This is a genomic window from Streptomyces sp. Root431 (assembly GCF_001426585.1).
GTDB lineage: Bacteria > Actinomycetota > Actinomycetes > Streptomycetales > Streptomycetaceae > Streptomyces > Streptomyces stackebrandtii.
The window spans coordinates 594988-608678 of the sequence record NZ_LMEI01000001.1 but is presented as its reverse complement, the minus strand read 5'-3'; the positions used below and the strand labels follow the sequence as shown (position 1 = coordinate 608678).

The window sequence follows — 13691 nt, the reverse complement described above, 5'->3', positions numbered from 1 at the left end:
CCGGCTCGGGTGTCAGCTGTAGGACAGGCCGTGACCCACCGGGTACAGCACCACGGTCGCGTCGTCCGCGCTCTGCACCGGTACGGGCAGCCGCCCCTTCGGCCGCGCCCGCCCGGCCAGGACCCGGACGGCGGCGCGGAGTTCGACGTCGGTCCAGGAGTAGGCGGCGAGGGTCGCCCGCTGGCCGCTGATCCGGGCGATGTCGTACGGGTTGCGGATCGCGATCGTCACGACGGGGACGCCGCTCGCGACGAGCCGCGCGACGAGCGTGCGCTGCGGGCCGGCCGCGGTGACGTTGTACGTGCCCACGACGACCACGTCCTGCCCGGCCGCCGCGGCCACCGCCTCCTCGATCCTCGCGGCCGTCGGGGTGATCCCGGTGGAGAGCGCGGTCGCGGTGAACCCGAGCTCCCCGAGGGCCGTCGCCAGGGTCGTCGTGGGCGGCCCCGTCGTGCCGGACGGCGAGGCCGGGTCGGCGCCGACGACGAGGACCTTGCCGTGGCGGGCGGGGCTCAGCGGCAGGAAGCCGTCCTCGTTGAGGAGCAGGGTCGTGGTCTGCTCGGCGATCCGGTCGGCCCGGTCGAGGTGCGCGCGGGTGCCGACCACCCGGTCGACGCCCGCGCGGGTGACGTACGGCTGCCGGAAGAGGCCCAGCTTCGTCTTGAGCCGCAGGATGCGCAGGATCGATTCGTCGAGCCGGTCCTCCGTCAGCTCGCCGCCCTTGACCGCCGCCAGGACGGCCTTCCAGGCCACGTCGAGGTTCGGCGGGTTGAGCAGCTGGTCCACGCCGGCCTTGAGCGCGAGGACCGGGACGCGCTCGTCGCCGTACTTGGTGCGCACGCCCTCCATGCCGAGCGAGTCCGTCACCACCACGCCGTCGTAGCCGAGCTGTTGGCGCAGGATGCCGGTGAGGATGGGCCGGGAGAGGGTCGCCGGGTCCTCGCTGGGGTCGAGCGCGGGCACCACGATGTGCGCGGTCATGATCGAGTCGATCCCGGCGTCGATCGCCGACTCGAAGGGCGGCGCGTCGAGTTCGGTCCACTGGGCGCGGGTGTGGGTGATCGTCGGCAGGCCGTAGTGGCTGTCGACGGCGGTGTCGCCGTGGCCCGGGAAGTGCTTGGAGGTGGCCGCGACCCCGGCCCGCTGGTAGCCCTTGACCTGGGCGGCGACCAGGCCGGCGACCGCCCGGGGGTCGGAGCCGAAGGAGCGGACGCCGATGACCGGGTTGGCCGGGTTGACGTTGACGTCCGCGACCGGGGCGTAGTTCTGCCGGATGCCGACGGCGGCGAGCTCGGCGCCCGCGATCTGCGCGGCCTTGCGGGCGTCCGCGAGCGAGCCGCCCGCGCCGAGGGCCATCGCCCCGGGCACCAGGGTGGCCGGCTCGCCGACCCGGCAGACGATGCCGTGCTCCTGGTCGGTGGAGATGAGCAGGGGGATCGGCGTCGGCTGCGCGAGACCGGCCTGCTGGATGCCGTTGGAGAGCTCGGCGATCTGGTGCGGGTCGCGGGTGTTGTGGGCCCAGGAGAAGTAGATGACGCCACCGACGTGGTAGCGCCCGACCAGCTCGGCGGCGGTGCGGACGCCGATCTCCTTGAGGTTGGCGTCGATGTCGGCCTGGTCGGGGGCGGTCGCGGAGTGGCCGTACACGCGCATGACGAAGAGCTGGCCGACCTTCTCCTCCAGGGACATCCGGTCGATGATCCGCTGGAGCTTCCTGTCGTCGTGCCGTTCCTGCTCGGCGTGGGCCACCGGGGCGGTGACGCCGGTGACGGCGGCCGCCGCGGCTGCGGCGGTCACCGTGAGAAGGGTGCGTCGGGAGGGGGCGGGGGCGCGGTGGTGCACTGATGCTCCTTCCGGCCGTGCGAGATTGAAGGAAACTTCCAAGGAGTCACGGATAGCCCGAAAGTAACTGCCAGGTCAAGGATCCGCGCAGGAATCGAGGTTCCTACGCCTCGACGGTCGAGGTGACAGAGGGCCAGAGTTCCTGGAGCGTACGGACCGTCTCCCGGATCGCCGGGCGCCGCGCCGCCCCCGTCCTCCACATGGCGTGCAGCCGGCGCGTCGGCACCGGGTCGAGGTGGACCGGCGTCACCTCCGGCGGCAGTGCGCCACGGCCGAGCCGCGGGACGAGCGCGATGCCCAGACCGGCCGCCACCAGGGCGACCTGGGTGTGGTTCTCCTCCGCCTGATGGGCGATCAGCGGCTCGAACCCCGTCGCCCGCAGCGTCCGCGTCAGCCAGGTGTGGCAGACCGTCCCCGGCGGCTGCGAGATCCACCGCTCGTCCGCCAGCTCCTCCCGCCGCACCGACTCCCGGCCCGCCAGCGGGTGGTCCCGGTGGACCAGGATGTCGCACAGGTCGTCGCCGACGGCCGCCCGCTCGACCCCCGGCGGCGTCGGCAGCGGGGCGATGTCCCAGTCGTGCACCACGGCCAGATCGATCACGCCCCGCGCCACCAGGTCGATCGAGAGGTGCGGGTCCACCTCCGACAGGCGGGCGTCGAGGTCGGGGTGGCGCCGGGCCAGCTCCGCGAGCGCCCGGGGCATCAGGCCGCGCGCCGCGCTCGCGAAACAGCCGATCGTCAGCCGCCCGGACGGCAGGCCGCGCCGCTCCTCGATCCGCACCTCGGCCTCCTCCACGAGGGCCAGCAACTGCTGCGCCGTGGCGGCAAGCTGATGGGCCTCGTCGGTGAGGCGGATGCCGCGGCCGCTGCGTTCGAGCAGGGTCGTACGGGTCTCCCGCTCCAGCTTCGCGATCTGCTGCGAGACGGCGGACGGGGTGTAGCCGAGGGCGGAGGCGGCGGCGCCGACGCTGCCGTGGACGGCGACGGCGTGGAGGGCGCGCAGACGGCCGAGGTCCAGCACGAGGGGCTCCCGTCGGACGGAGAGAATGAAGCGTTGCTTCATCTCACCATGAAGGAACCCGTGCTGGTGCTACACGGTCGCCGGCGCGATGCTCGACACATGAGCCCCGCCCCCTCCCGCCTCGCCCCGGCCCATCTCGCCCTCGCCGCCCTCGTCGCGGCCGTCTGGGGCGTCAACTTCGTCGTCATCGAGATCGGCCTCGACCACTTCCCGCCGCTGCTCTTCTCCGCCCTCCGCTTCCTCGCCGCCGCCCTCCCGGCCGTCTTCCTGGTGGGCCGCCCCACCGTGGCCTGGAAGTGGATCGTGGGCGTCGGACTCGTCCTGGGCGTGGCCAAGTTCGGGCTGCTCTTCACCGGCATGGACCTCGGCGCCCCGGCCGGGCTCTCCTCCCTGGTCCTCCAGGTCCAGGCGGTCTTCACCGCCCTCTTCGCCTTCGCGGCCCTCGGCGAACGCCCCGGCCGCCTCAAGGCGGCGGGCATGGCGGTCGCCCTCGCGGGCATCGGCGTCGCGGCGGTCGACGAGGGCGCGTTCGACGGTGCGGCGGGGGCACTCACGGGCTTCGCCCTGGTGATCGCGGCGGCGGCCTGCTGGGGCGTGTCCAACGTCCTGACCCGCAAGGCCTCCCCGCCCGACGCCCTCAACTTCATGGTGTGGGTCAGCACCGTGCCCGTCCTGCCGCTCCTCGCCCTCTCCCTCCTCCTGGAAGGTCCCGAGCGCGACCTCGCGGCCCTGCGCGGACTCGACTGGACGGGCGTCGGCGTCATCCTCTACGTCGCCTGGATCACGACCGTCTTCGGCTTCGGCGCCTGGGGGTGGCTGCTCCGCCGCTACCCGGCCTCGTCCGTCGCCCCCTTCTCGCTCCTCGTCCCCGTCTTCGGCATGTCCTCGGCCGCCCTGTTCCTGGGGGAGGGCGTGAGCCCGCTCCGCTGGTGCGCGGCGGCGCTGCTGGTCGGGGGAGTGGCGCTGACGTCCTTCGCGCCGGGTGCGCGCCCGGCGCCTGCGCGCGGGAATTCGCTGGCGGTACGGGAACCCGTGACCGTATCGTCGTCCGGTCCCACCAGCGAGGAAAGGCCCGTATGACCTTCGCGCACATCACCGTCGACACTCCCGAGCCCGCGCCCGTCGCCCTCCTGCTCGCCGGCATCCCGGGCAGCGGCAAGTCGACCGTCGCGGCCGCCCTCGCGGCCCGCTTCGCCCGCTCCGCGCACATCGAGGTCGACGACCTCCAGGAGCTGATCGTCCAGGGCGGCCACTGGCCCAGCCCGGACGGCGACCCGGAGGCGGACCGCCAGATCCTGCTGCGCGCCCGCAACGCCTGCCTGCTCGCGGACAGCTTCGCCGCGGCCGGCTTCCTGCCGGTCCTCGACGACGTGGTCGTACGCCGCTCCCACCTGGACTTCTACCGCGCCCACGCGAAGGCGGCGAAGCTCCACGTGGTGATCCTGGCCCCCGGCCCGGACAAGGCCTGGGAACGCAACAACGCCCGCCACAAGAAGCTCACGACGAACTGGGCCTTCCTCGACGAGGCCATGCGCGAGGAGCTCTCCGGCGAGGGCGTCTGGATCGACAACGCGGACCAGACGGTCGAGGAGACGGTGGAAGCGGTCCTGGCGGCGACGGGCCTGACGCCGGAGAAGTAGGTCGGCTCTCGGAGCGGGGGAATCCGTCGGTCTTCACGACGATCTCCCGCCCTTCGAGGGGGAGGGTCAGGTCCTGATCGATCAACAGCCGGCCGACCGCGGCAGGATCCTGTCGCAGGTCGCGATCGACTTCCCGGGGTCAGGATGATCTTCCCGTCCGTGATCTCCACCCGATAGCCGCCGGGCAGGTTGACGCCTTCCAGCGCTGCTACCTCCGCGGCGCCCCCGTCGACCCCCGCACCACCAGCTCCCCCGGGACCGTCACCGAACCCCCCGCCGGGGGCTCCTCCGCGCCCATCGCCAGGCGGCCCGCCCTGATGCCCGCCTCGTGCAGCGGCAGGCGGACGGTCGTGAGGGCCGGGACCGCGTCGACCGAGAAGGGCAGGTCGTCGAAGCCCGCCACCGAGACGTCGCCGGGGATCGACAGGCCCCGTTCCCGCAGGGCCGCGCAGACGCCGAGGGCCACCGTGTCGTTGGCGGCGACGACCGCCGTCAGGTCCGGGGCGCGGTCGAGGAGTTCGGCGGTCGCCTCGTAGCCGGACCGGCGGTCGTACGGGCCGTGGACGGTCGGACCCTCGGCGACCCCGGCCGCCGCGAGCGCCGCACGGTGGCCTTCGAGCCGGTGCCGGGTCGTCGTCCGGTCGGCCGGCCCCGCCACGTATCCGACGCGCCGGTGTCCGAGCCCGAGCAGGTGCTCGGTCAGGAGCCGCGCGCCGGTGCGGTTGTCGAAGACGAGCGCCGCCGTGTGCGCGTCGCCCGGCACCGGCGGCCGCCCGCAGAGCACCACCCGGGTGCCCGCCTCCGCGAGCTTGGCCAGCTTGCCCGCCGTTGCCGCCAGGTGCTCCGGGTCCTCCAGCGAGCCGCCCATGAGGATGACGGCCGCGGCCCGCTGCCGCTGGAGCAGCGTGAGGTAGGTCAGCTCGCGCTCGGGGGAGCCGCCGGTGTTGCAGACGACGGCGAGCTTCTCGCCCCCGGCCCGCCCCGACGCGACCTCCCCGATCGCGCTCTGCGCCGCGCTCGCCATGATCCCGAAGAAGGGGTCGGCGATGTCGTTGACCAGCACGCCGACCAGGTCGGACGTGGCGGCGGCCAGCGAGCTCGCGGGGCCGTTGAGGACGTAGTCCAGTTCGTCCACCGCCCGCAGGACCCGCTCGCGGGTCGAGGCGGCGACCGGGTAGTTGCCGTTCAGGACCCGGGACACGGTCGCGGGGGAGACCCGGGCGCGGGCGGCCACGTCGGCCAGGGTGACGGTCATCGTGTGCGTACCTCCGAGGCCCTTGTCCGGCGTGATGTCGGCAGGTTAGCTTCCTCCCAGACAGAAAGCGCTTTCTATAGAGGCGCGGAGTTGCCGGGGAGAGGAAGATTTCGTGACACGCAGGACAGTCCGCATCGCCATGAACGGCGTCACCGGACGCATGGGCTACCGCCAGCACCTCGTCCGCTCGATCCTCGCGCTGCGCGAGCAGGGCGGACTCGACCTCGGCAACGGCGAGACCCTCTGGCCCGAGCCCGTCCTCGTCGGCCGCCGCGAGCACGCCCTGCGCGCGCTCGCCGAGCGCCACGGCCTCACCGAGTGGTCCACCGACCTCGACGCCGTCCTCGCCGACGACACCATCGACGTCTACTTCGACGCCCAGGTCACCTCCGCCCGCGTCGACGCCCTCACCAAGGCCATCGACGCCGGAAAGCACATCTACACCGAGAAGCCCACCGCCGCCGACCTCGCCGGCGCCCTGGAGCTCGCCCGGCTCGCCGAGGCGAAGGGCATCAAGCACGGCGTCGTCCAGGACAAGCTCTTCCTCCCCGGCCTGCTCAAGCTCAAGCGCCTCATCGACGGCGGCTTCTTCGGCGAGATCCTGTCCGTGCGCGGCGAGTTCGGCTACTGGGTCTTCGAGGGCGACTGGCAGGACGCCCAGCGCCCCAGCTGGAACTACCGCTCGGAGGACGGCGGCGGCATCGTCGTCGACATGTTCCCGCACTGGGAGTACGTGCTCCACGAGCTCTTCGGCCGGGTCACGAGCGTCACCGCGCACGTCGCCACGCACGTCCCGCAGCGCTGGGACGAGCAGGGCAAGCCGTACGCCGCGACCGCCGACGACGCCGCGTACGGCATCTTCCAGCTGGAGGGCGGCGCGATCGCCCAGATCAACTCCTCCTGGACCGTCCGCGTCAACCGCGACGAGCTCGTCGAGTTCCAGGTCGACGGCACCCACGGCTCCGCCGTCGCGGGCCTGCGCAACTGCCGTGTCCAGCACCGCTCGGCCACCCCCAAGCCCGTCTGGAACCCCGACATCCCGGCGACCGAGTCCTTCCGCGAGCAGTGGCAGGAGGTCCCCGACAACGCCGAGTTCGACAACGGCTTCAAGGCCCAGTGGGAGCTCTTCCTGCGGCACGTCGCGCTCGGCGAGCCGTACCACTGGGACCTGCTCGCCGGCGCCCGTGGCGTCCAACTCGCCGAGCTGGGACTGAAGTCGGCCGCCGAGGGCCGCCGCTTCGACGTCCCGGAGGTCTCCCTGTGATCCGCCTCCCGCAGGCCGGCGGAGGCGTACGGGAGTACGCGCCGCACGCCGAGCCCCGCGGCGATCGCCCCGGCGGACCCCCGGGCGGCGCCCTGGCCTCCCGTACGGTCTTCTCCGCCGCGCACGTCGTCGCCGACCCGTACGCCGACACCACCCCCGACTCGCCCGCCGCCGTCGACTGGGACGCCACCCTCGCCTTCCGCCGCCACCTCTGGGCCCACGGCCTCGGGGTCGCCGAGGCCATGGACACCGCCCAGCGCGGGATGGGCCTCGACTGGGCCGGCGCGGCCGAGCTGATCCGCCGCAGCGCGGCGGAGGCCAAGGCGGTCGGCGGCCGCATCGCCTGCGGAGTCGGCACGGACCAACTCACCGCCCCCGCCGATCTGCCGACCGTCCGCCAGGCGTACGAGGAGCAGCTCGCCCTCGTCGAGGAGACCGGCTCCCAGGCCATCCTGATGGCCTCCCGCGCTCTCGCGGCGGCGGCGTCAGGCCCCGAGGACTACCTCGACCTGTACGGCCACCTCCTCCGCCAGGCGAGCGAGCCGGTGGTCCTGCACTGGCTCGGCCCGATGTTCGACCCGGCGCTGGAGGGCTACTGGGGCTCGGCGGACCTCGACGCCGCCACCGAGACCTTCCTCGAAGTGATCTCGGCCCACCCCGACAAGGTCGACGGCATCAAGGTCTCCCTCCTCGACGCGCGGCGCGAGGTCGAGCTGCGCCGCCGCCTCCCGGCGGGCGTCCGCTGCTACACGGGCGACGACTTCCACTACCCGGAGCTCATCGCCGGCGACGAACAGGGCTTCAGCCACGCCCTGCTGGGGATCTTCGACCCCCTCGCCCCGCTCGCCGCCGAGGCGGTCAGGACCCTCGACACCGGCGACGTCGCGGGCTTCCGCAAGATCCTCGACCCCACCGTCGCACTCTCCCGCCACCTCTTCGCCGCCCCGACCCGCTTCTACAAGACGGGCGTCGTCCTCCTGGCCTGGCTCGCGGGCCACCAGGACCACTTCACGATGGTCGGCGGCCTCCAGTCCGCCCGCTCGCTCCCGCACCTCGCCCGCGCCTACGAACTCGCCGACGGACTCGGACTGTTCCCCGACCCCGCGCTCGCCGAGGCCCGGATGCGCTCCCTCCTCACGGTCCACGGAGTCCCGCGATGAACCAGGACCGCTTCTCGATCAACCAGATGACCGTCAAGCAGCTGGCCCTGCCCGACCTGGTCGCCCACTGCGTCCGCCTCGGCATCCCCGGCATCGGCCTGTGGCGCGAACCCGTGCGGGAGTACGGGATCGAGGCCGCCGCCGCGCTCGTACGGGACGCGGACCTGGCCGTCACGACCCTCTGCCGGGGCGGCTTCTTCACCACGGACGGCTGGGAGGCGGAGAACCGCGCCGCCATCGACGAGGCGGTGGCGCTCGGCACCGACACCCTCGTCCTGGTCTCCGGCGGCCTGACCCCCGCCTGCCCCGACCTGCCCTCCGCCCGGGCCCGCATCACTGAGGCCATCGGCGAACTCGCCCCCTACGCGGGGGAGCACGGCATCCGCCTCGCCATCGAGCCACTGCACCCGATGTACGCCTCCGACCGCTGCGCGGTCTCCACCCTGGACCAGGCGCTGGCCATCGCCGAGCACTTCCCGCCCGAGCAGGTGGGCGTGGTGGTCGACACGTACCACCTCTGGTGGGACGACCGCGCCCCGGCCGCGGTGGAGCGCGCGGGCGCGACGGGCCGTCTCCACTCCTTCCAGCTCGCCGACTGGACGACCCCGCTCCCCGCCGGAGTGCTCAACGGCCGGGGTCAGTTGGGCACCGGCGCGATCGACCTCCGGGCCTGGTCGGACCTGGTCGAGAAGGCGGGCTGGACGGGCCCGGTGGAGGTGGAGATCTTCAACGACGACCTGTGGGCGCGGGACGGCGTGGAGGTCCTGGAGGAGACCCTGGAACGCTTCCTGGCGGTCTGACCCATGGAACGGCACGGCCCCCGTGTGCGGTGGGGGCCGCGCCAGGACCGTACGACCGCGTCCGGCGGACGCCGCTTTCCGGTGGACGCCGCTTCCCGGCGGCCGTTACTTCTTGGCGCCGCCGCCCAGCAGGTCGCCCAGGCCGCCGGCCGGCGTGCCGCCGCCCTTCTTCGTGGCGGCGCGCTTGGTGAGGACCGCGAGGACGACCGGGACGAGGATGTCGACGGCCCGGTTCACGGTGGCGGGCGGGATGCCGGTGCGCTTGGCGACGGCGTTCGCCGCGGGCCGGGCGAGTTTGCCGAGGACACCCGCCATCAGGCCCCCGGCCGCCAGGCCGCCGAGCGTCGCGACGCCCTGGAGCGGCGGCTCGGTCGAGGTGACCTCGTCGACGGCGGCGCGGACCTCGTCCGCGCTGGCCGGCTCGGCCGCCGCCTGCCGCAGTTCGCCGGAGAGCTCCGCGACCGAACTGCCCACGAGCTCCTGGGCTCCGCCGGCGTCGGTGCCGAGGAGTCCGGCGATCTCCTGGAGCCGGTCGTCGCCGAGCTCGGTCAGGACCTCGTCCTGGAAGGAAGATTCACTCATGCCGGAAACGCTACTTTTCATCCGGTTTCCCGGCACCCCGGGAAGGGAGTTGTCCCCAGGCCCCGGCGGGGTGTCCGAGGCCTTCGCTACGGTCGGTGCATGTCCAACGAGGGTCGTGGTCCGGCAGTGCTCGAAGGGGTGCTGGAGAGGATCACCTATGCCAACGAGGAGAGCGGGTACACGGTCGCCCGCGTCGACACCGGGCGAGGCGCCGGGGACCTCCTCACGGTCGTCGGCGCGCTGCTCGGGGCCCAGCCGGGGGAGTCGCTGCGGATGGAGGGCCGCTGGGGGTCCCACCCGCAGTACGGCAAGCAGTTCAGTGTGGACAACTACACGACGATCCTCCCCGCCACCATCCAGGGCATCCGCCGCTACCTCGGCTCCGGTCTCGTCAAGGGCATCGGCCCCGTCTTCGCCGACCGCATCACGCAGCACTTCGGGCTCGACACCCTCGACATCCTCGAAGAGTCCCCCGCGCGTCTCGTCGAGGTGCCGGGGCTCGGCCCCAAGCGGACCAGGAACATCACCGCCGCCTGGGAGGAGCAGAAGGCGATCAAGGAGGTCATGGTCTTCCTCCAGGGAGTCGGCGTCTCCACCTCCATCGCGGTGCGGATCTACAAGAAGTACGGGGACGCCTCCATCTCCGTCGTCCGGAACCAGCCCTACCGGCTCGCCGCCGACGTGTGGGGCATCGGCTTCCTCACCGCCGACAAGATCGCCCAGGCCGTCGGCATCCCGCACGACAGCCCGGACCGGGTGAAGGCCGGCCTGCAGTACGCCCTGTCCCAATCCACCGACCAGGGCCACTGCTTCCTGCCCGAGGAGCGGCTGATCGCCGACGCGGTCAAGCTCCTCCAGGTCGACACGGGGCTCGTCATCGAGTGCCTGGCCGAGCTCGCCGAGGACCCCGAAGGGGTCGTACGGGAGTCGGTGCCCGGCCCCGAGGGGGCGCCGGTCACCGCCGTGTACCTGGTGCCCTTCCACCGCGCCGAGCTGTCCCTCGCCGGGCAGGTGGGACGGCTGCTGCGGACCGAGGAGGACCGGATGCCAGCCTTCCGGGACGTGGCCTGGGACAAGGCGCTGGCCTGGCTCGCCCAGCGCACCGGGGCCACCCTCGCGCCCGAGCAGGAGCAGGCCGTCCGGCTCGCCCTGACCTGCAAGGTCGCGGTCCTCACCGGCGGCCCCGGCTGCGGCAAGTCCTTCACGGTCCGCTCGATCGTGGAGCTGGCCCGCGCCAAGCGGGCGAAGGTGGTCCTCGCCGCGCCCACCGGGCGGGCCGCCAAGCGGCTCGCCGAGCTGACCGGCGCCGAGGCCTCCACCGTCCACCGGCTCCTGGAGCTCAAACCGGGCGGGGACGCGGCCTACGACCGGGACCGGCCGCTCGACGCCGACCTGGTCGTCGTCGACGAGGCCTCCATGCTCGACCTGCTCCTGGCGAACAAGCTGGTCAAGGCCGTGGCACCCGGTGCCCACCTGCTCCTCGTGGGGGACGTCGACCAGCTCCCCTCGGTCGGCGCCGGCGAGGTCCTCGGCGACCTGCTCGCCCCCGGCAGCCCCGTCCCCGCCGTGCGGCTGACCCGGATCTTCCGGCAGGCCCAGCAGTCCGGGGTCGTCACCAACGCGCACCGGATCAACGCCGGCACACCGCCCCTCACCCAGGGCCTACCGGACTTCTTCCTCTTCGTCGAGGAGGAGACCGAGGACGCCGCACGGGTCGCCGTGGAGGTCGCGGCCCGCCGCATTCCGGCCAAGTTCGGCCTCGACCCGCGGCGGGACGTCCAGGTTCTCGCCCCTATGCACCGCGGCCCGGCCGGCGCGGGCGCGCTCAACGGACTGCTCCAGCAGGCGATCACCCCGGCCCGCCCCGACCTGCCGGAGAAGCGGTTCGGCGGCCGGGTCTTCCGCGTCGGCGACAAAGTCACCCAGATCAGGAACAACTACGACAAAGGCGCGAACGGCGTCTTCAACGGCACGGTCGGCGTCGTCACCGCCCTGGACGCCGTCGAGCAGCGCCTGACCGTGCGCACGGACGAGGACGAGGAGGTGCCGTACGACTTCGATGAGCTGGACGAACTCGCCCACGCGTACGCGGTCACCATCCACCGCTCGCAGGGCAGCGAGTATCCGGCGGTGGTGATCCCCGTCACGATGAGTGCCTGGATGATGCTCCAGCGGAACCTGCTCTACACGGCCGTGACGCGCGCCAAGAAGCTGGTCGTCCTCGTCGGCTCGCGGCGGGCGATAGCCCAGGCGGTCCGCACGGTCTCCGCGGGCCGGCGCTTTACCGCACTGTCCCATCGCCTCACAGGTGGAGCTCCCGTGTGAAAGATCACGGAGGTCTACCGGAACCGGGGCGAAGGGGGCAGGATATGAAGGTTGGCGGCACTGAGTGCCGCCGATTGGCCCAATGGTCGACCCCGAGTGCACTCTCCTGAGCCAAATGGGGGATGGTAGAGACAGTCAGGGCACCTCGAAGAAGAGGCACTACGTCGGTGAGGGATGACGTGAGCGACAACTCTGTAGTACTGCGGTACGCGGACGGTGAATACACCTACCCGGTGGTCGAGAGCACCGTCGGCGACAAGGGCTTCGACATCGGGAAACTCCGAGCCCAGACCGGTCTGGTCACCCTGGACAGCGGATACGGCAACACCGCCGCCTATAAATCCGCGATCACTTACCTCGACGGTGAGCAGGGCATTCTGCGGTACCGCGGCTATCCCATCGAGCAGCTGGCCGAGCGCTCCACCTTCCTTGAGGTGGCGTACCTGCTGATCAACGGTGAGCTGCCCAAGGTCGACGAGCTGTCGACCTTCAAGAACGAGATCACGCAGCACACGCTGGTCCACGAGGACGTCAAGAACTTCTTCCGCGGTTTCCCGCGGGACGCCCACCCGATGGCGATGCTGTCCTCGGTGGTCTCCGCGCTGTCCACCTTCTACCAGGACAGCCACAACCCGTTCGACGAGAAGCAGCGCCACCTCTCCACGATCCGGCTGCTCGCGAAGCTTCCGACGATCGCGGCGTACGCGTACAAGAAGTCGATCGGCCACCCCTTCGTCTACCCGCGCAACGACCTCGGGTACGTCGAGAACTTCCTGCGCATGACCTTCTCGGTCCCGGCGCAGGAGTACGACCTGGACCCGGTCGTCGTCGCCGCGCTCGACAAGCTGCTGATCCTGCACGCGGACCACGAGCAGAACTGTTCGACGTCCACCGTGCGTCTGGTCGGTTCCTCGCAGGCGAACATGTTCGCCTCGATCTCCGCCGGCATCTCGGCCCTGTGGGGCCCGCTGCACGGTGGCGCCAACCAGTCGGTCCTGGAGATGCTGGAAGGCATCCAGGCCAACGGCGGCGATGTCGACTCCTTCATCCGCAAGGTGAAGAACAAGGAGGACGGCGTCCGCCTGATGGGCTTCGGCCACCGGGTGTACAAGTCCTTCGACCCCCGCGCCAAGATCATCAAGGCGGCGGCGCACGACGTCCTCTCGGCGCTCGGCAAGGACGACGCGCTGCTGGACATCGCGCTCAAGCTGGAGGAGCACGCGCTCTCCGACGAGTACTTTGTCTCGCGCAACCTCTACCCGAACGTGGACTTCTACACGGGTCTGATCTACCGCGCCATGGGCTTCCCGACCGAGATGTTCACCGTGCTCTTCGCGCTCGGCCGGCTCCCCGGCTGGATCGCCCAGTGGCACGAGATGATCAAGGAGCCGGGTTCGCGCATCGGCCGCCCGCGCCAGATCTACACGGGTGAGGTCCTCCGCGACTTCGTCCCGGTCGAGGCCCGCTAAGTCCGGTCACAGGACCTGACCCGACCGCGCCCCGGCGAGTGAGCCGAAGGGGCGCGGTCGGTGTCGAGAGGGCGATCGCGCGCAGGCCCGACGAAGGAGGGTCGAGCACGTTCGCCCTCTCGACACCGACTGAAGCGCCCCGGAGGCGAACCGAGCCTCGAAAAGAGCAGCAAGAAGCGCCCCGCCGCCGATCCCCCCACGGGTCGACGGTCGGGGCGCTTCCCATATCCCCCGGTGCGGATTCCCCCCACGGGATCCGGGCCGGGCGTCTGCCGGCGTCAGCAGTAGCTGCGCGGGTCGGGCGCGGGGCGGTCTGCCGGGGTACGTACGGGA

General features: G+C 72.1%; 11 protein-coding genes. 7 read left to right on the top strand and 4 right to left on the bottom strand.

The annotated features are described in order from the left end of the window. Positions 1-12: 12 nt before the first annotated feature. Together ASC82_RS02665 and ASC82_RS02660 are read right to left on the bottom strand one after the other, a co-directional pair. Positions 13-1842: a glycoside hydrolase family 3 protein gene (locus tag ASC82_RS02665; RefSeq protein ID WP_056640810.1), complete on the bottom strand. Its 1830-nt coding sequence runs from the start codon at positions 1840-1842 to the stop codon at positions 13-15. A gap of 103 nt (positions 1843-1945) precedes the next feature. Beyond that, positions 1946-2863 carry a LysR family transcriptional regulator gene (locus tag ASC82_RS02660; RefSeq protein WP_056641499.1) on the bottom strand — a complete coding sequence of 306 codons (918 nt, stop codon included), beginning with the start codon at positions 2861-2863 and terminating at the stop codon, positions 1946-1948. Between the two features lie 99 nt (positions 2864-2962). Between ASC82_RS02660 and ASC82_RS02655 the strand changes: the two genes are divergently transcribed. Both ASC82_RS02655 and ASC82_RS02650 read left to right on the top strand, forming a co-directional pair. Beyond that, a complete protein-coding gene (locus ASC82_RS02655; protein ID WP_056640807.1) occupies positions 2963-3943 on the top strand; it encodes an EamA family transporter in 981 nt (326 codons plus the stop codon). Continuing rightward, positions 3940-4503 carry an AAA family ATPase gene (locus ASC82_RS02650; RefSeq protein WP_056640804.1) on the top strand — a complete coding sequence of 188 codons (564 nt, stop codon included), beginning with the start codon at positions 3940-3942 and terminating at the stop codon, positions 4501-4503. Before ASC82_RS02655 ends, ASC82_RS02650 begins: the two co-directional genes overlap by 4 nt. A 208-nt stretch (positions 4504-4711) precedes the next feature. Here the strand turns inward: ASC82_RS02650 and ASC82_RS02645 are convergent, their stop codons facing one another. Then, positions 4712-5758: a LacI family DNA-binding transcriptional regulator gene (locus tag ASC82_RS02645; protein ID WP_056640802.1), complete on the bottom strand. Its 1047-nt coding sequence runs from the start codon at positions 5756-5758 to the stop codon at positions 4712-4714. 112 nt (positions 5759-5870) lie between these two features. Between ASC82_RS02645 and ASC82_RS02640 the strand changes: the two genes are divergently transcribed. Genes ASC82_RS02640 through ASC82_RS02630 form a run of 3 tightly spaced genes read left to right on the top strand, consistent with a single transcriptional unit; the run spans position 5871 to position 8982 of the window. Then, positions 5871-7022: a Gfo/Idh/MocA family oxidoreductase gene (locus ASC82_RS02640; protein ID WP_056640799.1), complete on the top strand. Its 1152-nt coding sequence runs from the start codon at positions 5871-5873 to the stop codon at positions 7020-7022. After that, positions 7019-8182, top strand: coding sequence for a dihydrodipicolinate synthase family protein (locus ASC82_RS02635; protein WP_056640796.1), 1164 nt, complete (start codon positions 7019-7021; stop codon positions 8180-8182). Before ASC82_RS02640 ends, ASC82_RS02635 begins: the two co-directional genes overlap by 4 nt. Then, the gene (locus ASC82_RS02630) at positions 8179-8982 is read left to right on the top strand and encodes a sugar phosphate isomerase/epimerase family protein (protein WP_056640793.1); all 804 of its coding nucleotides are present in this window, start codon (positions 8179-8181) and stop codon (positions 8980-8982) included. The genes ASC82_RS02635 and ASC82_RS02630 overlap by 4 nt, the downstream gene beginning before the upstream one ends. 105 nt (positions 8983-9087) lie before the next feature. On the opposite strand, the gene ASC82_RS02625 is transcribed toward ASC82_RS02630, so the two are convergent. Then, positions 9088-9564, bottom strand: coding sequence for a DUF937 domain-containing protein (locus ASC82_RS02625; RefSeq protein ID WP_056640790.1), 477 nt, complete (start codon positions 9562-9564; stop codon positions 9088-9090). A gap of 99 nt (positions 9565-9663) precedes the next feature. Here ASC82_RS02625 and ASC82_RS02620 point away from each other — a divergent pair, with 99 nt between their 5' ends. Together ASC82_RS02620 and ASC82_RS02615 are read left to right on the top strand one after the other, a co-directional pair. Beyond that, complete coding sequence (locus tag ASC82_RS02620) at positions 9664-11889, top strand: ATP-dependent RecD-like DNA helicase (RefSeq protein ID WP_056640787.1); 2226 nt, start codon at positions 9664-9666, stop codon at positions 11887-11889. Between the two features lie 179 nt (positions 11890-12068). After that, positions 12069-13358 (top strand): citrate synthase, encoded by a 1290-nt coding sequence (locus tag ASC82_RS02615; RefSeq protein ID WP_024758361.1) that lies wholly within the window; start codon positions 12069-12071, stop codon positions 13356-13358. The last annotated feature ends 333 nt before the right edge of the window (positions 13359-13691 follow it).